This is a genomic window from Streptomyces sp. NPDC057702 (genome assembly GCF_042799315.1).
GTDB lineage: Bacteria > Actinomycetota > Actinomycetes > Streptomycetales > Streptomycetaceae > Streptomyces.
Map to the genome: position 1 here is coordinate 161,921 of NZ_JBHVJC010000012.1, position 19,907 is coordinate 181,827.

Sequence of the window (19,907 nt, forward strand, 5' to 3'; positions counted from 1 at the left end):
GGTGTGCCCCGCCCCGCCAAGGGGGGAGCACCGTGGCAGCGGCAGGGGTGCCGGTGCGGGCGGTCAGCCCGTACGGCGCTTGCCGCCCTTGAGCGTGGCCCGCAGGTACTCGCGGTTCATCGCGGCGATCGAGGGCAGCGGGATGCCCTTGGGGCAGGCCGTGGCGCACTCGCCGGTGTTGGTGCAGCCGCCGAAGCCCTGGGCGTCCATCGTGTCGATCATGTCCAGGACGCGGCTCTCGCGCTCGGGGGCGCCCTGCGGCAACACGTTGAGGTGGACGACCTTCGCCGAGGTGAACAGCATCGCCGAGCCGTTCGGGCAGGCCGCCACGCACGCGCCGCAGCCGATGCACTCGGCGTTCTCGAAGGCCAGGTCGGCGGCGGCCTTGGGCACCGGCGTGGCGTGCGCGTCGGGCGCGCTGCCGGTCGGGGCCGAGATGAAGCCGCCGGAGCCGATGATCCGGTCGAACGCCGAACGGTCCACCACCAGGTCCTTGACGACCGGGAACGCCGAGGCCCGCCAGGGCTCGATGTCGATCGTGTCGCCGTCGGCGAAGTGCCGCATGTGCAACTGGCAGGTGGTGGTGCGCTCGGGGCCGTGCGCCTGGCCGTTGATGACCATGCCGCACGCGCCGCAGATGCCCTCGCGACAGTCGTGGTCGAAGGCCACCGGCTCGTCGCCGCCGAGGATCAGCTCCTCGTTGAGGTGGTCGAGCATTTCGAGGAACGACATGTCCTCGCTGATGCCGTCCACCTCGTAGGTGGTCATGGCGCCCTGCTCGGCGGGGCCTTGCTGGCGCCAGATGCGCAGGGTGAGCCTCATGCGTAACTCCGCTGGGTGGGGTGGACGTACTCGAATTCCAGAGCCTCGCGGTGCAGTACCGGGGCGCTGCCGCTGCCGGTGAACTCCCAGGCGGCGGCGTAGGTGTACGACTCGTCGAGCCGCTTGGCCTCGCCGCCCTCGGTCTGGCTCTCCTCGCGGAAGTGACCGCCGCAGGACTCCTTGCGGTGCAGGGCGTCCAGGCACATCAGCTCGGCCAGCTCCAGGTAGTCCGCGATGCGGTTGGCCTTCTCCAGTGACTGGTTCAGGTCCTCGCCGCTGCCGGGCACCTTGATGCGGCGCCAGAACTCCTCGCGCAGCGAGGGGATGCGCTCCAGCGCCTTGCGCAGCCCGGTCTCGGTGCGGGCCATGCCGCACTCGTCCCACAGCAGCTCGCCGAGCTCGCGGTGGAAGGAGTCGGGGGTGCGGTCACCGTTGTTGGACAGCAGCGCGTACAGCCGGTCGGTGACCGAGGTGACCGCCTCGTGCACGGCCGGGTGGTCCTGGTCCACCTCGTCGTGCGGGTGGCGGGCCAGGTAGTCGTTGATGGTGGCCGGCAGGACGAAGTAGCCGTCGGCCAGGCCCTGCATCAGCGCGGAGGCGCCGAGCCGGTTGGCGCCGTGGTCGGAGAAGTTGGCCTCGCCGACCGCGAACAGGCCCGGCACGGTGGTCTGCAGGTCGTAGTCCACCCACAGGCCGCCCATCGTGTAGTGGATGGCCGGGTAGATGCGCATCGGCACCTCGTACGGGTTCTCCGCGGTGATCCGCTCGTACATCTCGAAGAGGTTGCCGTACTTCTCCTCCACCGCCTTGCGGCCCATCCGCGCGATGGCGTCGGCGAAGTCCAGGTAGACGCCCTGGCCGCCGGGGCCCACGCCGCGCCCCTCGTCGCACACGTTCTTCGCGGCGCGCGAGGCGATGTCGCGGGGGACCAGGTTGCCGAACGCCGGGTAGATGCGCTCCAGGTAGTAGTCCCGCTCGTCCTCGGGGATCTGTGCCGGTGGCCGCGTGTCGCCCTGTGCCTTGGGCACCCAGATCCGCCCGTCGTTGCGCAGCGACTCGCTCATCAGCGTCAGCTTCGACTGGTGGTCGCCCGAGCGCGGGATGCAGGTCGGGTGGATCTGCGTGAAGCACGGGTTGGCGAAGTACGCGCCCCGCCGGTGGGCCCGCCAGATCGCGGTGGCGTTGGAGTTCTTGGCGTTGGTCGACAGGTAGAAGACGTTGCCGTACCCGCCGGAGGCCAGCACCACCGCGTCCGCCAGGTACGTGGAGACCTTGCCGGTGATCAGGTCGCGGGCCACGATGCCCCGGGCCCGGCCGTCGATGACGATCAGGTCCAGCATCTCGGTGCGCGGGTGCATCTCGACGTGACCGGCCGCGATCTCCTTCGAGAGTGCCTGGTAGGCGCCCAGCAGCAACTGCTGGCCCGTCTGGCCACGGGCGTAGAAGGTGCGCGAGACCTGCACGCCGCCGAAGGAGCGGGTGTCGAGCAGTCCGCCGTACTCGCGGGCGAAGGGCACGCCCTGCGCCACGCACTGGTCGATGATCTCCACCGAGACCTCGGCGAGCCGGTGCACGTTGGACTCGCGGGCGCGGAAGTCGCCGCCCTTGACGGTGTCGTAGAAGAGCCGGCGCACCGAGTCGCCGTCGTTGCGGTAGTTCTTCGCCGCGTTGATCCCGCCCTGCGCGGCGATCGAGTGGGCGCGGCGCGGCGAGTCCTGGTAGCAGAACTGCACGACGTGGTAGCCCTGTTCGGCCAGCGTCGCACCCGCCGCGCCGCCGGCCAGGCCGGTGCCGACCACGATGACGGTGTACTTGCGCCGGTTGGCCGGGTTGACCAGCTTGGCCTCGAAGCGGCGGGTCTTCCACCGCTCCTCGATCGGTCCCTTCGGCGCCTTGGTGTCCACCAGCGGGACGCCCACGCCGTACGCCGTGTAGTCGGCGCCGGGGGCGCTGCCGTCGGTGGCGGAGGCGGTGCCGGACGCGGCCGTGGCCTCGGCGGCCGGCGTGTCCGGGGTCGTGTCAGCCATGTCAGTCCACCAATCCGAGCATCACGCTCACCGGGATGGAGATGAATCCGCAGGTCATCACCAGCGCCAGACCGTTCGAGAGGATCTTCAGAGCTCGGGTGCGGCGGACGCTGGCCACCCCGAGGGTCTGCGCGGCACTCCACAGCCCGTGCCGCACGTGCAGCCCGACGGCGACCATGGCGGTGATGTAGATCGTGTTGCCGTACCAGGTGCTGAAGGAGGCCACGAGGTTCTCGTACGGGTGCCCCTCCTCGGCCCGCTCGTTCACGGTCAGCGTCGTCAGGTCGAGGATGTGCCAGACGATGAACAGGGTCAGGATGATCCCGCCCCACCGCATGGTGCGGGTGGCGTAGCTCTGTTCCTTGCGCTGGTGCGCGTACTTCTGGGGGCGCGCGGCGATGTCGCGGCGGCTGAGCTGGTACGCGGTGACGCCGTGCAGGATCACGGCGGCCAGCAGCACCGGGCGCACGATCCACAGGAACCAGCCGTGGTGCAGGATCGGTTCACCGATGGTGCGCAGCCAGTGCGCGTAGCCGTTGAAGTCGTCGGCACCGAAGAAGACCTTGAGGTTGCCCGCGAGGTGCGAGACCAGGTAGCCGAGCATGATCAGGCCCGAGACGGCCATGATCGTCTTCTTGCCGACGGTCGATCGCCATACGGAGCCGATGAGGGAGGGGGGACGGGGCGTCCGAGTCGCCAGTGCCATGACACCCGACGCTAGAGACACCCCGTGCCATCAGTCCAAGACATGAAAGAGCTCGTTTGCATAGGGTCTGACTATCATCCGAGCATGCAGCTACAACAGCTTCGCTATTTCGCGGCGGTCGCCGACCTCCGGCACTTCACGCGAGCCGCCGAAGCGCTGCACGTGGCCCAGCCGTCCCTCTCGCAACAGATTCGCGCCCTGGAGCGGGAGCTGGGCGCCGACCTCTTCTACCGGGCCCGGGGCAACATCACCCTCACGGACGCCGGCGCCGCGCTCCTCCCCCTGGCCCGGCAGATCCTCGCCGACGCGGAGACCGCCCGCCGCGAGGTGCAGGAGGTGGCCCAGCTACGCCGGGGCCGGGTGCGCCTGGGCGCGCCGCCCAGCCTGTGCGCCAGCCTGGTGCCCGACGTGCTGCGCCGCTTCCACGACGAGTTCCCCGGCGTGGACCTGCTCGTGGACGAGGACGGCTCGCAGGACCTGGTGCGCACGCTCGGCGCGGGCGAACTGGACCTCGCGCTGATCATCAGCCCGCAGCCCAGCCAGGGGCCGGCGCTGGCCACCACCGAGCTGCTGCACGAGGAACTGGTGGTGGTCTCCTCGCCGCTCTCGCTGCCGCCGGCCGGCGCCCGGCCCCGGATACGGGTCGGCGACCTGCGCGGCAAGCCGCTGGCCATGTTCCGGCGCGGCTACGACCTGCGCGAGTTCACCATGGCCGCCTGCCGCGCCGCCGGCTTCGAACCCACCCTGACGGTGGAGGGCGGCGAGATGGACGCGGTGCTCGGCTTCGTGCGCGCGGGCCTGGGCGTCGCCGTCGTCCCCGGCATGGTCGCCGCCCGCTCCGGTCTGCGGATCACCCCCTTCGCCGGCACCGGCATGACCCGCACCGTCGCCGTCGCCCACCGCAAGGACGTGGCCCCACCCCGCGCCGCCCGCGAACTGCGCCGCGTCCTCCTGGAGTACCTGCGCACCGCCGACCTGGGCGACGCGGCGATGCTGGCGGGGCGCGGCGGCGGGTGAGGGGCCCGGGGGCCGGAGGGCCGGGCCCCCGGGGCGGGCGGCGCGAGGGCCGGAGGTGGGGGTGGGGGCCGGGCGGCGCGGCCCGGTACGGGTGGGCCGAGGTGCGCGCGGGCGTGCTCAGGGCCGTTGGTAGTGGGTGAGGTAGTCCGGTGGTGGCGAGACCTGGTTCTTCGCGTCCGGCTTGGGGGAGCCGTAGGTCTGTGTGACCGGCACGATTCCTGACCAGTGCTTTGTGGTGTCGCCGGGGTCCTTCGGCGGGTAATCGGCTTTTCTGGTGAGCTTGGCGCAGACCGCGCTGTCGCTGGCGTTGAGATCCAGGCGCAGTACTCCGACCGCGTCCATGGGGTTCTTGAAGAAGTCGTCCGTATGGCGAAAGTCGTCGGCGGTGAATTCCTTGGAGCGACCGGGGATGACGTGATCCAGGAGGATTCTGAGCGCCGTTTCCTTTTCGCCTCCCACGGACGCGTCGGTGACCGGCTTGAGGCTCCCGTAGATCATGACCGAGCGGTAGCTGATGCCGTGGTGGAGTGGCGTGGTCGCCGGGAGCAGGGCGTCGACCAGGGACACGGTGAGGCAGACCGGCAGCCCGTTCGGATGCTGCTTGTCCGTGGCCAGCGCGTACAGCCGGGCGGCCGGAACGTGGGGGACGACCCCCGCCGCGGTGTGCAGGTACACCTTCTCGTCCGTGAACCCGTACAGCATCGGGGTCGCGACCGGGTAGCTCTCGTGGACGTTCCCGCTCTGGCTCTGGTACTGGTACGCGACGGTACACACAAAGCCTTCGTTCAGGACCTCGTGGACGTCCTTGCGTTCGCGGCTGATGCGGTCCGCCGAGATTCTCTGCGTGTTCTTTCCGTCGACGAGGGGATATTCGTCCGACATGGCGTCTCGCTGTCCTTTCTTTCCGTTCCGGTTTCTGGTCCACTTTCGCTGGCGGGCCCATCGGAATGGCAGCCGCAAGGACCGTAGCGAGCCTTGGCGGTGCGTGTTTCACGGACACTCCAGGCGTTCATCCGGATGCGTCGTGCGTCGACCGGGCGCATGGCGGTTCGGACGGCTCGGGCCAGGTGCGCGCACCTGGCCCGTGGGCCCGACGCCCACGGCGGTGCGGCCGGCCGACGACGTACCGCTGACCCTCCCTCCACCCCCCGTTCGCCGGACCGCTCGCGCGCCGGGCGCCCCCGTGCCCGCCGCCGGCGCACGGGCGTGACCGCCACCACCCACAGGAGACGGAATTGGACACCGTGCACGCCGCCCCGACCCCGGCGGACATCGAGAAGGAACTGACCACGCTCCGACCCCAGGCGGAGAAGGACCTCCAGACCCTGGTCCGCATCGACTCGGTGTACCACCAGGACAACCTGGACAACGTCAAGCAGGCCGCCACGACATGCGCCGACCTGTTGGGCGCCGCCGGGATGGAGGTGCGGATCATCAACCCGCCCCCCGGGTCGCCGAACGGCCAACAGCCGGACGTGCCGGCGCCGATCGTCTACGCCACCCGGTCCTGCGGCGACCCGCACGCCCCCACCGTGCTGCTGTACGCGCACTACGACGTGGTGGGCGCCGACTGGGCCGGGGCGTTCGACCCGCGGCCCGTCGACGGGCGGATGACCGGCCGGGGGGCCGCCGACGACAAGTCGGGCATCATCCTGCACCTCGTCACCTGTCGCTACCTCCAGAACCACCCGGACCTGCGCGTGAACCTCAAGCTGGTGCTGGAGGGGGAGGAGGAGCAGGGCACGGAGACGCTGCCCGGGTACATGACCGCGAACCCGGACCTGTTCCGGGCGGACGTCGTCTCCCTCGCCGACGCCGGCAACGTCGCGCTCGGCAAGCCGACCCTGACCACGTCGCTGCGCGGGTTCGTGATGGCGGACGTGACGGTCAGCACCCTCGACGGGGAGGTGCACAACGGCATGTACGGCGGTCCCGCCCCGGACGCCTTCATGGCCCTCACCCACATGCTGGCCAAGCTCCACGACGAGGAGGGCAACGTCGCCGTCCCGGGGCTGAAGGAGTCGGTGTGGACGGGGCACCAGCCGGACACGGCGGAGTTCCGTGAGGCCGCCAAGGTCCGGGCGGGCGTCCCGCTGGCCGGCACCGGCTCGCTGGGCTCACGGCTGTACAGCAAGCCGTCGATCAACGTCGTCGGACTGGAGGAGGTCACCCAGGGCAGCCCGCCGCCGGACCCCAGGCCCCTGCCGCCGGTCAGGAAGTCCCGCAACATCCTCCAGCCGGCGGTACGCGCCCGACTGGGCGTGCGCCTGCCGCCCGACGAGGACCCCAAGGCCGCCTACGGCCACCTGGAGGCGTACCTCCTGCGCCCCGACGTCAACACCTGGCGGGCCGACGTCAAGGTCAGCTACGTCTCCGGCGCCCCCGGATTCGTCGCCTCGGCGGACGCCGGGCCGGGCTTCGAGGCGGCGAGGACTGCCCTGCGGACGGCGTACGCCGGCAAGGAGGTCGAGCTCGCCGGCCAGGGGGCGTCCATCCCGCTGACCAACACGCTCCAGGCCATCGAGCCGAAGGCCGCCATCCTGTTGTGGGGGTGCGAGGAGCCGACCTGCAACATCCACGGCGACCACGAGAGCGTGAGCCTGGACGAGCTCCACTCCATGACCTTCGCGCAGGTCCTGCTCCTGGTGGCGCTCGCCAGGAGCAAGGACGGCGCCTGGGGCGCCGGCGAGCAGGCGCTGACCGGCGCCGCGACCTCCTGAGCCCCGCCCGCCCGGCGCGGCGGACCACCCACTGGCACCTCCCCCCACCTCCCCGAAAGAGAAGCGATGCCCCAGCAGCACCAGGTCCACGACCTGCCTCCCGACTACGCCGAGGCGTTCGAACAGCTTCGGCCCGAGTACGACCTGAAGAAGGCGGAGGGCACCACCGAACTCGCCGCGTGGTTCCTCGGGCCACGGGGTGAGAACGGCGCGGTCTTCCAGGAGCTGGTCCTGGAGGCCCTGCGGTCCCACCTCGCGGACCGGGACACCGTCTACCCGCACGACCCGGTCTACGTCACCGAGGAGATGAAGCAGACCGACGCCTACGACCAGGCCGTCAAGCGGATGAAGGCCGACCTGGGCGAACTGCTCAGCCGGCTCACCGGGTCCGTCCCCCAGTTCAGCTACCGCCACCAGGGCCACATGCTGTGGGACCTGACGCTGCCCGGCATGGCCGGCTACTTCGCCGGGATGCTCTACAACCAGAACAACGTCGCCGCCGAGGCCTCGCCGGTCACCACCATCCTGGAACGGGAGGTGTGCGAGGACCTGTGCGCGCTGCTCGGCTACGACAGGAAGACCTCCTGGGGGCACATCACCTGCGACGGAACGGTCGCCAACCTCGAAGCGATGTGGGCGGCCCGCAACCTGAAGTACTACCCGGTGGCCCTGGCGCGGGCCGTCGAGAACGAGAGCGGGCTGGCCAAGGCACGGGACGTCCCGGTGACCGACGGCGCGGGCCAGCAGCACCGACTCCTGGACCTGACCGACTGGGCCCTGGTCAACCTGCCGATGGACGAGGTCCTGTCCCTGCCCAAAGTCATCGCCGACATGGGCGTCCCGGACGAGGCCATCGCGAAGATCAACGACTACACGGTGCAGCAACTGGGCTTCGACCGCTTCCAGCGCGAGCTGCTGGAACAGCCCCTCGGCCCGCCGGCGATCCTCGCCCCGGGGACGATGCACTACTCGTGGCCCAAGGCCGCCTCCGTGCTCGGCATCGGCCAGGACAACCTGCTCGCCGTGCGGGTGGACCGGGACGCGCACGCCGTACTCTCCCACCGGGAGGAGATCCTGGCCCGGTGCCGGACCGAGAGGCGCCCGGTCATCATGGACATCGCGGTCCTCGGCAGCACGGAACTGAGCGCCGTCGACCCGCTGGTCGGCATCCTGGACCTGCGGGACAAGTACGCCCGACACAAGGGCGTGTTCTACCCCGTGCACGTCGACGCCGCCTGGGGCGGCTACTTCGCGGCCCTCCTGCGACCCCGCCCCGGGCACCGCGAGGCCCCCACCGATCCCGTGGTACGGGCCGTGACCACGCCCTCGCTGGTGATGAGCGACTACGTCAACGAGCAGTACCGGGCCCTGCCCCGCACCGACTCGATCACCGTCGACCCGCACAAGGCCGGCTTCCTGCCCTACCCGGCGGGCGCCCTGTGCTACCGCAACCTCAGACAGCGGGAGATGGTCACCTTCTCGCTGCGCTACCTCGTCCACAGCGACCAGGACCCGAGCACCGGGCCGTACGCCATCGAGGGGTCGAAACCCGGCGCCTCCGCCGCGGGCGTCTACCTCAGCCACAAGGTCATCCGCCCCGACCAGGACGGCTACGGCCGCATCCTCGGCCAGTGCCTGTTCAACAGCAAACGGCTCTACGCCGGCATCACGACCATGAACCTGCACAACAAGGACGCCGCGGGTGTGCCCCGGTACAAGGTGGTGCCCGTCCAGTGGCTGCCCGCCGAGAAGGACCACGGCGACGTCGCCGCGCAACTGGAGACGATGTACGAGAAGATCGTCACCAGGACCAACGCCGAACTGGTCGCGGACCCGGCGGCCATGGACCTGTTCCGGACACTCGGCGCCGACCAGGTCATCATCGGCTACGCGTTCAACTTCTACGTGGACGGCGTGCTGAACACGGACGTGCGCGCGGCCAACGAGTTCAACGCCCGCGTCTACCAGGCCCTCAGCGTCAACCCCGCCACGGCCGCGAGCGCGAAGCCGTCCCCACCACCCGAGCTGGTCCTGATGTTCTCCAGCCTGACCCCGTCGATGTACGGACCGGAGTTCGTGGCCAGCTTCGCGCACCGGCTGGGCCTGAGCGTCCCCGACATCGACACGGACGTCGCGGACCTCCCCGACGTCTCCTTCCTCATCTCCACCACCATGGACCCGTGGATGAGCGACACGGCGGACGGTGACTTCACCCCGGAGATCATCAAGCACCTGGACAAGGCCGTACGGGACGCGCTGCCCTAGAGACCCGGCCGGACGGCCACCGCCACGGTGGCCGGCGCTCTCGCGCGAGCGTGAGGTGGCGACAGCGGGCGCGCGCCGCGTGCGGAACTCCGGCCAGGAGTCCCGCACGCGGCGCGCCGTACGCGCTGAGTGGGGGCGCGCTGTGGGTCGTTGTGTGCGTGCGGGGGTGGGTCAGCCGTTCATGCAGAAGGCTCGGCCGCCCATGTCCCAGCACTGGATCGCGCGGGTGGCGGTGCCGGTGTTGCCGGCCCGGTCGGTGACCGTCAGCTCGGCCGTGTAGGTCCTGGCACCAGCCGGGTAGGAGTGCTTGGCCGTGAGCCCGGTACCGGTCTTGCCGTCACCGAACTTCCACGCGTACGAGGCGATGTCACCGTCCTTGTCCGAGGACTGCCTCGCGTCGAAGTCACACACCTCGTACCAACACGAGACCGAGAACCCCGCCACCGGCGGCACCCCCACCGGCGCCCCCACCGACACCCGCCTGGACACCGAGCCCGACTTCCCACTGTCATCGGTGACTGTCAGCTTCACCTCGTAGGTGCCGGCCTTGCTGTACGTGTGGGAGGGCTTCACGCCCTTGGCGGCCGTGCCGTCGCCGAAGTCCCACACGTAACCGGCGATCGAGCCGTCCGTGTCCCGGGACGCCGACGCGTCGAACGCGCACGAGAGGTCGGCCTCCGAGCACGAGGCGGTGAACTCCGCGGTGGGGGCGCCGGGTTCGACGCTGGGAAGCTGGGTCTTGACCCAGTCGCCCATCACGCCGGTGAGTCGGCCCCAGGCGCCGTAGCTGCCGCAGCCGGTCTTGACCCAGGAGGCGACGCCGACGACGACGCCGTCCACGACCAGCGGGCCGCCGCTGTCGCCCTGGCAGATGCCGTCGTGGCCGTCCGCGTACCCCGCGCACACCATGTACGCGTCGTTGAAGCCGCCGAAGGAGCCGCAGGTGTTGCGCCCGTCCACGACGGGCAGGTCGGCCTTCTTGAGCTGGGCGTACTGGTTCTCGCCGTCGCGGGTGCGACCGTAGCCGATGGCGGTGCCGGTCCTGCCCGGCTTGGACAGGTCGCTGTCGGCCGAGGTGGCGAACTTCGCGTACTGCCCGCCCTTGACGGGGATGGTCTGCTTCGTCTGGACGACGGCCACGTCGTAGCCGGTCTGCCAGCCGTTCGGGGGCTCGTACTTGGGGTGCTGGGTGTAGGAGGCGACGTCGATCCTGACGCCGCCGTCGGGCTTGTTGAGGTCGTCGGCGCCGTAGTAGAAGGACTTGGCTCCCTCGCCGTCCTTGCAGTGCGCGGCGATCAGGATGGTCTTCGGGCCGATGACCGAGCCCGTGCACGTCTGGCCCATCGGCCGGGGCCCGCCCTCGCGGAGCGCGGCGATCAGGTACGGGTACGCGGCGACCGTGGTGCTCTCGCCGCCGATGATCCTGCTCTGCGGCCCGCTGGGCGCTGGCGCGGTGTCGGTCGGGTTGACGGCCTGGGAGCGCTGGACGGGCCCCTCCTGCGCCGCCCGCGCGCCCCCGGCGAACAGGGGCGTGAACGCGAGAGCCGCCACCGCGAGGCTGGCCGCCGTGGCCAACCGCCTGGTTCCTTTCATGCCTTCCCTTTCCAGGTAGGAGCCCGCCGTCGGGCGGGCGGCCCCCGTCCGAACGACACGCACGGCAGGGTTCGTCGAGTGCATGACAGGCTGGGAGATGGGGTGACCGTAGGGGCGGCGGCCGAGCGGAACAATCCGCGATTCGATCCGTAGGCGTACGCATCCGCGCGCGGCGGCGGGCCCACACCGCGCGTCGGCGGGGTGGCGGACCGGGGCGTGGTGCGGGTGGCCGGGGCTCGGCGGGGACGGGCCGGGCGTCGGCGGGGCCGGCCAGGGGGCTTGGTCTGGACCGTGCGGGGTGGATGTGGGGTGCGCCGCTGGTCGTGGTGCGCGGTCCCTTGCCCCGGCGGCCCGTGGAACGTAGCTTCACGTCACCGCGGTGACCGACCGGTGAGGGGCGTGCCGTACGCGAGGGCGGGTCGACGGCGGCCGGCGGACGGCTGAGCGTCCGGGCGACGGCGGCGGGTCGGGCCGGTCGGTCGACCGGGCCGGGCGTGGCGGGTCCGCACCGGGCGGCCACCCGGCCACGGCCTTCCCTCGGGCACGGAGTCCCCTCATGACCAGTTCCGTCCTACGCCGCCTCGGAGCCCCGGTCCTCGTCGGGCGCACCGGCGAGCTCCGCACGCTGCTCGACGCGCTGACCCACCCGCCCTCGGTCGCCCTCGTCGAGGGGGAGGCCGGGATCGGAAAGACCCGGCTGATCCGCGAGACGCTGGCCCAGCCGCCCCTGCGGGGCCGGCGCGTCCTGCTGGGCACCTGCCACCCGCTGCGCGAGCCCTTCCCGTACGGCCCGCTCTTCGACCTGCTGCGGCAGCTCGAAGGCCGCCTGCCCAGGGGGCTCGGCCCGGTGTGCGGCGCGCTGCGGCCCTATCTGCCCGAGCTGGCCGACGCCCTGCCGCCCGCCCTGGAACCCCTCCAGGACCACCGGGCCCGCCAGCACCGGCTGTTTCGCGCCGTGCGCGCGCTGCTGGCCTCGCTGGGCCAGGTCGTCGTGGTCGTGGAGGACCTGCACTGGGCCGACGACGGCACCCGCGACCTGGTCCGCTTCCTGGTGGACGACCCGCCGCCCGGTATGTCCACGGTGCTCAGCTACCGCCGCGAGGACCTGCCGGGCGCCGGGCTGCCGCTGGGCCGCGCCTACCGGCACCCGCCCGGCACCACCTCCGTCCTCGTCCCGCTGCGCCCGCTGGACCTCTCGGCCGTACGCGACCTCACCTCGGCCATCACCGGCGGCGCCACCGTCCCCGCCCCGCTCGCCGCCGCGCTGCACGAACGCACGGCGGGCATCCCCTTCGTCCTGGAGGAGGTCGTGCGCGGGCTGGTGGGCAGCGGTTTCCCGGCGGACTGGCACCCGGGGCGCGAGAGCCTGGACGCGATGGAGGTGCCCACACTGCTGCGCGAGGCCATGGCGGACCGGATGGCGGCCCTCTCGCCGCGCGCGGTGGCCGTGGTGCGGGCGGCGGCGGTGCTGCGCATCCCCGCCGCCGAGGACCTGATCGCCGCCGTCGCGCGCGGCGAGCCGGGTCTCCCGGCCCCCGAGGCCGCTCGCCCCGGCCCGCCGACCGGGCCCCGGGCCGTACGAGCGACGCCGCCCGGCACCGGTGCCGGCGTGCCGCCCGGCTCCGGCTCCGACGCGTCGGACGAGCCCGCCGACCACGGTCGCGTGCCCGCCGCCGGGCGGGGCGGGGCCGGGCGCCTCGCGTGCGGGGAGATCGCGCCGGACCTCGCCGAGCACCGGCCACGGGTCGCCGTGTTTCCCCGGCACGTCGGCGAGTTGGCGGCGGGTGACGGCGGGATCGCGTCGTACCTCGGTGGGCCCGAGGCCGGCCCCGGGCGGGGCGCGGAGACGGCGGTGACCGGCCCGCCCGACGGCGCGGGCGGCCCGACCGGTGGGGGCGGGGCGGGCCGTGGGGCCGACGCGGAGGACGGGATCAGGGAGGCGCTGGCGGCGGGCGTGCTCTACGACGTCGGCGACGACCGCTACGGCTTTCGCCACCCGCTCGCCCAACAGGCCGTCTACGCCTTCCTGTCGGGTGTCGACCGGCGTCGGCTGCACCGCCGCGCGATGGCCCAACTCGCCGCCGCCGAACCACCACCCCTGGTCCAACTCGCCTACCACGCGCGGCGGGCCGGCGAACTCGCCGCCTGGTTACGGCACGGCGAGGCAGCGGCCGACGCGGCCCGCGAACTCGGCGACACCGCCGTGGCCGTGGAGATCCTGGAGGGCCTGCTCTCCGACCCGCGCCTGCGCGCCGCCGACCGGGCCCGCCTCGCCACCCAGCTCAGCCGCGCCGCGGTGATCGGCCTCGCCTACCGCAGGGCGGCCGGCCTGCTGCGCCGCATCGTGCGCGACGGCGACCTCCCCGACGCCGTACGCGGCGAGATCCGGCTCAACCTGGCCCTGCTGCTCAACAACCAGGCCGGCGAGTACGAACAGGGCCGGATCGACACCGAGATCGCCGTCGGGGAACTCGGCGCGCAGCCCGCGCTCGCCGCCCGGGGCATGGCCGCGCTCGCGTTGGCGAGTTGGGGAGACCACCCGTACGCGGTGTACCAGCGGTGGATCGACCGGGCCGAGGAACTCGCCGCCGGCCAGCCGGACCCGGCCCTGCGGCTGGCCGTGCGCGGTAACCACGTCACCCTGCGCATGTCGGCCGGCGACCCCGCCGCCTGGGCCCCGGCCGCCGAACTGCTGGCCGCCGGGCACACGCACGCCGAGCGCCTCCAGGTCGCCCGGCTGGCCGGCAACCTGGCCGAGGCCACGACCTGGCTCGGGCACTACGCGCCGGCCCAGCGGTTCCGTCACCAGGGGCACCGGCTCGCCGCCGAGTGCGGCTCGCCGTGGCTCCAGGGGATCATCGACGGCACCCTGTTGCGCCTGGAGTGGAGCCTGGGCGCGTGGCAGGGGCTGGCCGACCGCGCCCGCCGCCTGCTCGACATGGTGGAGGGCGTCTCCGGCATCTCCGCCGACGCGCACCTGGTGCTCGGGCTGCTCGCCGTGGCGCGCGGCGAGTGGGACGAGGCCACCGAGGAACTGGACGCCGCCGCGCTCGGCGACCCGGCCAACGCCCCGGCCCCCGTCCTGGCCGCCGCCTCCGGCGCGATGATCCGGATCCGGGTCGCCCGGGGCGAACTGGAGGCCGGCCGCGCGGAGGCGGAACGGGCCGTGGCCCGGGTGCGCCGCAAGGGCATCTGGGTCTGGGGCGCGGATCTGATGCCGATGGCGGTGGCCGCGCTCGTCCGCGCCGGCCGGACGAATGAGGCGGACGCCCTGGTCACCGAGTACGCCGCCGGCATCGCCGGCCGCGACGCGCCGCTGGCCGACGCCGCGCTGCACGCCTGCCGGGGGACGGTGGCGTACGCGCGGGGCCACCGGGCGGCGGCGGTCGCCGCGTTCGAGGCGGCGAGCGCCCGGTACGCCGCGCTGCCCCGCCCCTACTCGGCGGCCCGCGCGGCCGAGGCGGCCCTGCGCTGCCGCCTCGGCCCGGCGCCGACACCCGTGCCGCCACCGGGCGAGACGCATACGGGTGGCGGCGTGCCCGGTACGGCGGCCCCGCCCGCCGTGGGTGGCCCGGCCGGTAGGGGCGCCGACGACCCGGGCGACGACGGTACGCCGCCGGCCGCCGGGGCCCGGGTGGCGGCGGAACTGGCCGACCTGGCCGAGCGGTTCGCCGCGCTGGGCGCCACCCGGGACGCGGCCCGCTGCCGCCGGGTCCTGCGTGGCAACGGTGTCAGCACCCCGTCGCGGCGCGGCCGGCGCGGCTACGGCGACCAACTCTCCCCCCGCGAACGGGAAGTGGCCCGCCTCGTCGCACTCGGCCACACGAACCGGGAGATCGCCGACGTGCTGTTCCTGTCCCCCCGCACGGTGGAGCAGCACGTGGCGAAGGTGCTCCGCAAACTGAACCTCACCTCCCGAGCCGAGGTCGCCACCGAAGCCCCGCCGGAGAGCTGAACCCAGGGGGGGCGCGCTGCCGCGCGGAGGCGCTGGCGGGCGGAGGCGCTGCCGCGCGGGGGCGCTGGCGGGCGGAGGCGCTGGCGGGCGGGGGCCCTGCCGCGCGGGGGCGCTGGCGGGCGGGGAGGTGGGGGTTGTGACGGGGTGGCGCTGGTGCGCGGACGTGCCGGTGCGCGGGGCGGTGGGGGCGTCGCCGTGGGGGAGGGGCGGGGGCGGTCGCCGGGGAGTCGCTGTGTGGGGGTGGGCGTGCCCGGCCGCGCGGGAGGGTGGGATACGTGGGACTACCTACCCCGTCACGGATTGTTCGCGGGTCCACGCACCAGGAAAGTAGGCGCGTCACGCGGCGTCGCGCTTCTCCCGTCAACCCCCCACGCCGGCGCCTGACCCCAGCGCCCGGCCCCTCCGCACACCGGGCCGGGCGCTGTCCCCCACAGAAGGAGCAGAGATGCCACCCACCCGCCCCGGTGGTCCGGACGAACTCCGCGCCCCGGCAGCGGAGTTCACGAGCGCAGCGACCCGGTAGGCCGGGCGCCGGGACGCGAGGGCCCAGCCGTCCGACCGGACGGCCCGTTCCTCCGACCGGTCGGTCACAGCCTCCCGTCCCAGACAGCCCCGCCTTCCGGTCGGTCGGCCGGGTCGACGCCGGGCCGTCCCGGCCCGATCCTCCGCACGCCACCCAGACGCCGCGCCGCACTCCCCGCACCAGCGGCCGGCCCGACCGGAGCGCGCCCGCCCATCCCGTGGGCCGCCCCGTCCCACATCGGCGGCCCGCTCCGTCCCGTACACGCCGCTCCCCACCGCGAGCCACGCGCCGGCCGGCCGTGCCGCCCCGCCGGCCGCACCTCCGTCGAGCCCACCCCACCCGGCAGGCCCATCCCCCCCGCCACGAGCGAGCCGGCGTACCACCCGTCGGACCGGCGGCGCCCGCCGCGACCAGCCACCACCACCGCGCACCCGCCACCCCAGCAGGCGCCGCCACCGACAGGCCAACCCCCGCCGACCAGCGGCAACCCCGCCAGGCAGCGGCACCCCCGAGGCAGGCAGCGACAACCCACCTCACCTCACGCTTCAGGGCCTTCGTCGCACACCCGGCACCCCTGAGGCAAGCGGCACCCCACCCACCAACCCACCGGGCGCGGCCCCACCCACCTACCGGCCCGCGCCCCCGGCAAGCCAGCACCACCACCACCGGGCCTCCGGCACAGCCAGTCGGCCCCCCACCCCACCAACCCGCACCCGCCACACGGGCGCGCCCCCACGACACGCCCCGTACGGCGCTCCCACACCCCCTCCGAGTCACCAACCAACCAACCAACCGGCCAACCGACCCACCCACCCACCAACCAACCGACCGACCCACCAACCCACCAACCCACCAACCCACCAACCCACCCATCCACCGCACCATCACGACGGAGAGGCACAGGCACACGAGATGCGAACCGCGAGAAGGACCTACCGCTGGGTGACGGCGAGTTGTACGGGCCTCGCCGCCGCCGCCGCGCTGGCCATGGCCGGCGCTCCCGTCCACGCCGCCCCGGGTGAGGGCGGCACGCACGCCCAGGGCCGGGTCATCAACGCCGGCGCGCCGGACGCCATCGACGGTCAGTACATCGTCGCCCTCAAGGGCGCGACGTCGCTCTCCGCCACGGCCGAGGCCCGTGTCGAGGCCGAGGCGGACCAGCTCACCGACCGGTACGGCGGCACCGCCGAGCGGATCTACAGCGCCGCGCTGCGCGGCTTCTCCGCCAGGCTCACCCCGGCCCAGGCGGGCCGGCTGGCGGCGGACCCGGCGGTGGCGTACGTCCAGCAGTCGCTGATGGTGCGCGCGACCGAGGGCGGCAGCCAGCCCAACCCGCCGTCCTGGGGCCTGGACGCCGTCGACGGCAAGCAGGACAAGACGTACACCTACCCGGGCACCGGGGCGGGTGTGACCGCGTACGTCATCGACACCGGCGCCCGCTTCTCGCACCAGACCTTCGGCGGCCGGGCCAGTTCCGGGTACGACTTCATCGACAACGACGCCGACGCGGCCGACTGCAGCGGCCACGGTACGCACGTCAGCGGCACCATCGCCGGCAAGGGGTACGGCGTGGCCAAGCAGGCCAAGGTGGTCGCCGTGCGGGTGCTCGACTGCTCGGGCAACGGGCCCGACTCGGCCACCATCGAGGGCATCGACTGGGTCATCAAGAACGGCAAGAAGCCCGGCGTCATCAACATGAGCCTCACCTCCGGCGGCGCGGGCGCCGACCCGCAGGGCATGCGGGACGCGACCAAGCGGGCCGTGCGGGCCGGGTTCCCGGCGGCGGTCGCGGCGGGCAACTCCAGCGCGGACGCCTGTGGCACCTCACCCGGCGACACCCCCGAGGCCCTGTCCGTCGGCTCCACCGACAGCAACGGCAGCCGCTCCAGCTTCTCCAACTACGGCCGCTGCCTGGACCTGTTCGCGCCCGGCGGCAACATCACCTCGGCCAGCCACAGCTCGGACACCGGCAGCGCCACCATGGGCGGCACCTCCATGGCGTCCCCGCACGCCGCCGGCGCCCTCGCCCTCTACCTGGAGACCAACCCCACCGCCGGCGCCACCCAGGCCACCGAAGCGGTGGTCGCCGCCGCCCGCGAAGGCGCCGTCACCAACCCGGGCAGCGGCTCGCCCAACAAGTTCCTCGACGTGAACAAGCTGGGCGCACCCGTGGACCCGGGCAAGCCCACGGCCGACTTCGCGGCGTCGTGCTCGGAGGTGGACCTCTCGTGTGCCTTCGACGGTTCGGCTTCCCGGGACTCCGACGGTTCGATCGCCTCGTACGCCTGGGACTTCGGTGACGGCACGTCGGGTGAGGGTGTGAAGCCCTCGCACACGTACGCCAAGGCGGGTGCGTACGAGGTCAAGCTCACCGTCACGGACAACAGTGGGAAGTCGGGCTCGGTGTCCAGGCGGGTGTCGGTGGGGGCGCCGGTGGGGGTGCCGCCGGTGGCGGGGTTCTCGGTCTCGTGTTGGTACGAGGTGTGTGACTTCGACGCGAGGCAGTCCTCGGACAAGGACGGTGACATCGCCTCGTACGCGTGGAAGTTCGGTGACGGCAAGACCGGTACCGGGCTCACGGCCAAGCACTCCTACCCGGCTGGTGCCAGGACCTACACGGCCGAGCTGACGGTCACCGACCGGGCCGGCAACACCGGCACCGCCACCCGCAAGGTCCAGTGCTGGGACATGGGCGGCCGAGCCTTCTGCATGAACGGCTGACCCACCCCCGCACGCACACAACGACCCACAGCGCGCCCCGGGCGGAGTCCGCCGACCCGCCACGGGGCGCGTCTGTCCGCCCGGCGCGCCCGGGCCGCCCGTCAGGCGGTCGGGCGAACCTGTCGTACACGGATGTCATCCACGACGTTCCTCCCCGCCCGGTGTGGAAGACGGGCGGGCGCGGGCCTCGATGCCGTCGAGCAGACGCCGCATGCCGTGGTGGACGATCGGCGTGACGTCGCCGTCCTCCGCCTCGTCGAGTCCGCTTCCGCCCACGAGCGAGCACAGGGTGGGGAACCGCTCCGGGTCCAGCCGCTCGGCCAGGACCTGGCCGTACGCGGCGGCGCCGGCGGGGTCGGGTGCGACGGACACCCTCGCCAGGTCGCGTACCGCGCTGGAGATGAACGTGGCGAGCGGAACGAGGTCCGCGCGGTCCAGGCCGGAGCGGTGGAGCGGACTCAACAGCGCCTCGAACCAGGCAAGTTCGTTCGGTCCGACCGGTGGGCCGAGCGTGGGTGTCCGTGGCATCCAGGGGTGGCGGAGGTAGCGGCCCCACAGCGCGTCCACCCACCCCTCGACCTCGGGGCGCCATGCCGTGGTCGTGGGCGGTGTCGGTGGGCTGCCGGTGGCGGCGTCGGTCATGGCCGCGAGGAGCTGGTTCTTGCTCGGGACGTGCCGGTAGAGCGCCATCGCGGTACAGCCCAGCTCGGAGGCGACGCGGTGCATCGACAGCGCGTCCAGTCCCTCGGCGTCGGCGAGGGCGACGGCCGTCCCCACGATCAGCTCGACGCTGAGCCGGGGGCGGGACGCCTCGGTGGGGTCGGGATCGGCGCGCCACAGGAGGTCTGCGACGGCGCTCAGGTCAGTCGTGCGGTTGGGGCGGCCGGTGCGATCTGCGGGCGGCATGGACCTCTCCCACGGGGCGGGTGTACGGCGTATACCAGGCCAGGTATACGCCGTACACAGGGACTCTTGTCCGGTCCGAGACCTGACGCCTCGTCCGGGCGGAGAACGCCCGACCCCCGGCCCACCGGTTCGTCTCGCCCGGGGACGGGGGCGCGGTCGGTTTTGAGTCGGCCGCGTGGGCTACCCGGCTGGCATGAGCACTGAGCAGAGTTCGGCCGGAGTGGGCGTGCACGTCTGTGGCTGCGACTGGGACGACGCGGACGCCGTGTTCCGGGTGCTGCGCGCGGCGTTCCCGGCGACCGCCGCCGACGAGTGGCCGGACGCGGGGCGGCCCGTGGACACCGAGTCCGACCGGCCCGTCGTGTGGTCGATGACCGTGGACACCCGCGAACCCGGCGACTCGGCGCCCGCCGCCCCGCTGTCGGAGCCCGTCAGCGTCGACCTCTACGGCACGGAACCCCCCACCCACCAGGTACGCGACACGTTGCGACGGCACTTCTCGGTGACGGAGGAGAAGGCCGTTCCCGGCGACCAGGAGATGGAGGTACGGATGCGGCTGGGCCCCGCGACCTGAACCCCGCCGCCCGGTGGTCGGGCCCCGCCCCGCGCGCCCTCCTTCCGCCGCGCCCCGCCGCGACGTGTCGGGCGCGGG

General features: G+C 73.1%; 12 protein-coding genes and 2 pseudogenes. 8 read left to right on the forward strand and 6 right to left on the reverse strand.

From position 1 onward, the window contains the following. Positions 1-63 precede the first annotated feature (63 nt). From ACFVFR_RS11575 to ACFVFR_RS11585, 3 genes are read right to left on the reverse strand one after another with little or no spacing between them, the layout of a single operon-like run. Positions 64-822, reverse strand: a complete 759-nt coding sequence (locus tag ACFVFR_RS11575) for a succinate dehydrogenase/fumarate reductase iron-sulfur subunit (RefSeq protein WP_383699920.1) — start codon at positions 820-822, stop codon at positions 64-66. Then, entirely contained in the window at positions 819-2,849 is a 2,031-nt protein-coding gene (locus tag ACFVFR_RS11580) for a fumarate reductase/succinate dehydrogenase flavoprotein subunit (protein WP_383699922.1), read from the reverse strand. The genes ACFVFR_RS11575 and ACFVFR_RS11580 overlap by 4 nt, the downstream gene beginning before the upstream one ends. A 1-nt stretch (position 2,850) precedes the next feature. Next, positions 2,851-3,555, reverse strand: a complete 705-nt coding sequence (locus ACFVFR_RS11585) for a succinate dehydrogenase cytochrome b subunit (RefSeq protein ID WP_383699924.1) — start codon at positions 3,553-3,555, stop codon at positions 2,851-2,853. An 84-nt stretch (positions 3,556-3,639) separates the two neighbouring features. On the opposite strand from ACFVFR_RS11585, the gene ACFVFR_RS11590 reads away from it, so the two are divergent. Then, entirely contained in the window at positions 3,640-4,572 is a 933-nt protein-coding gene (locus ACFVFR_RS11590) for a LysR family transcriptional regulator (protein ID WP_383699926.1), read from the forward strand. A gap of 117 nt (positions 4,573-4,689) precedes the next feature. On the opposite strand, the gene ACFVFR_RS11595 is transcribed toward ACFVFR_RS11590, so the two are convergent. Further along, entirely contained in the window at positions 4,690-5,454 is a 765-nt protein-coding gene (locus ACFVFR_RS11595) for a pyridoxamine 5'-phosphate oxidase family protein (RefSeq protein WP_383699928.1), read from the reverse strand. 362 nt (positions 5,455-5,816) lie between these two features. On the opposite strand from ACFVFR_RS11595, the gene ACFVFR_RS11600 reads away from it, so the two are divergent. Further along, on the forward strand, positions 5,817-7,292 hold the full coding sequence (locus tag ACFVFR_RS11600) for a M20/M25/M40 family metallo-hydrolase (RefSeq protein ID WP_383700001.1): 1,476 nt from the start codon (positions 5,817-5,819) through the stop codon (positions 7,290-7,292). 66 nt (positions 7,293-7,358) lie between these two features. Then, a complete protein-coding gene (locus tag ACFVFR_RS11605; RefSeq protein ID WP_383699930.1) occupies positions 7,359-9,557 on the forward strand; it encodes a pyridoxal phosphate-dependent decarboxylase family protein in 2,199 nt (732 codons plus the stop codon). Positions 9,558-9,728: 171 nt separating this feature from the next. Here ACFVFR_RS11605 and ACFVFR_RS11610 read toward each other — a convergent pair whose 3' ends face one another. Further along, entirely contained in the window at positions 9,729-11,150 is a 1,422-nt protein-coding gene (locus ACFVFR_RS11610) for a PKD domain-containing protein (protein WP_383699932.1), read from the reverse strand. Positions 11,151-11,706: 556 nt separating this feature from the next. Here ACFVFR_RS11610 and ACFVFR_RS11615 point away from each other — a divergent pair. From ACFVFR_RS11615 to ACFVFR_RS11630, 4 genes and pseudogenes are all read left to right on the forward strand, one after another. Beyond that, the gene (locus ACFVFR_RS11615) at positions 11,707-15,105 is read left to right on the forward strand and encodes an AAA family ATPase (RefSeq protein ID WP_383699934.1); all 3,399 of its coding nucleotides are present in this window, start codon (positions 11,707-11,709) and stop codon (positions 15,103-15,105) included. Positions 15,106-15,926: 821 nt separating this feature from the next. Next, positions 15,927-16,457, forward strand: a pseudogene (locus ACFVFR_RS11620) (hypothetical protein); the annotation flags it as partial. Continuing rightward, positions 16,441-16,650: pseudogene (locus tag ACFVFR_RS11625) on the forward strand (hypothetical protein); the annotation flags it as partial. The pseudogenes ACFVFR_RS11620 and ACFVFR_RS11625, both read left to right, overlap by 17 nt. Next, the gene (locus tag ACFVFR_RS11630) at positions 16,571-18,349 is read left to right on the forward strand and encodes a PKD domain-containing protein (RefSeq protein ID WP_383700003.1); all 1,779 of its coding nucleotides are present in this window, start codon (positions 16,571-16,573) and stop codon (positions 18,347-18,349) included. The pseudogene ACFVFR_RS11625 and the gene ACFVFR_RS11630, both read left to right, overlap by 80 nt. 135 nt (positions 18,350-18,484) lie before the next feature. Here ACFVFR_RS11630 and ACFVFR_RS11635 read toward each other — a convergent pair whose 3' ends face one another. Further along, a complete protein-coding gene (locus tag ACFVFR_RS11635) occupies positions 18,485-19,255 on the reverse strand; it encodes a TetR/AcrR family transcriptional regulator (RefSeq protein WP_383699936.1) in 771 nt (256 codons plus the stop codon). Between the two features lie 193 nt (positions 19,256-19,448). On the opposite strand from ACFVFR_RS11635, the gene ACFVFR_RS11640 reads away from it, so the two are divergent. Next, entirely contained in the window at positions 19,449-19,829 is a 381-nt protein-coding gene (locus tag ACFVFR_RS11640) for a hypothetical protein (RefSeq protein WP_383699938.1), read from the forward strand. The last annotated feature ends 78 nt before the right edge of the window (positions 19,830-19,907 follow it).

What these genes read in the sequence shown, in the direction of transcription:
- ACFVFR_RS11605 (WP_383699930.1), top strand. Translation starts at nt 7,359, where the DNA reads ATGCCCCAGCAGCACCAGGTCCACGACCTGCCTCCCGACTACGCCGAG.
- ACFVFR_RS11595 (WP_383699928.1), bottom strand. Translation starts at nt 5,454, where the DNA reads ATGTCGGACGAATATCCCCTCGTCGACGGAAAGAACACGCAGAGAATC.
- ACFVFR_RS11640 (WP_383699938.1), top strand. Translation starts at nt 19,449, where the DNA reads ATGAGCACTGAGCAGAGTTCGGCCGGAGTGGGCGTGCACGTCTGTGGC.
- ACFVFR_RS11585 (WP_383699924.1), bottom strand. Translation starts at nt 3,555, where the DNA reads ATGGCACTGGCGACTCGGACGCCCCGTCCCCCCTCCCTCATCGGCTCC.
- ACFVFR_RS11590 (WP_383699926.1), top strand. Translation starts at nt 3,640, where the DNA reads ATGCAGCTACAACAGCTTCGCTATTTCGCGGCGGTCGCCGACCTCCGG.
- ACFVFR_RS11635 (WP_383699936.1), bottom strand. Translation starts at nt 19,255, where the DNA reads ATGCCGCCCGCAGATCGCACCGGCCGCCCCAACCGCACGACTGACCTG.
- ACFVFR_RS11615 (WP_383699934.1), top strand. Translation starts at nt 11,707, where the DNA reads ATGACCAGTTCCGTCCTACGCCGCCTCGGAGCCCCGGTCCTCGTCGGG.
- ACFVFR_RS11580 (WP_383699922.1), bottom strand. Translation starts at nt 2,849, where the DNA reads ATGGCTGACACGACCCCGGACACGCCGGCCGCCGAGGCCACGGCCGCG.
- ACFVFR_RS11610 (WP_383699932.1), bottom strand. Translation starts at nt 11,150, where the DNA reads ATGAAAGGAACCAGGCGGTTGGCCACGGCGGCCAGCCTCGCGGTGGCG.
- ACFVFR_RS11575 (WP_383699920.1), bottom strand. Translation starts at nt 822, where the DNA reads ATGAGGCTCACCCTGCGCATCTGGCGCCAGCAAGGCCCCGCCGAGCAG.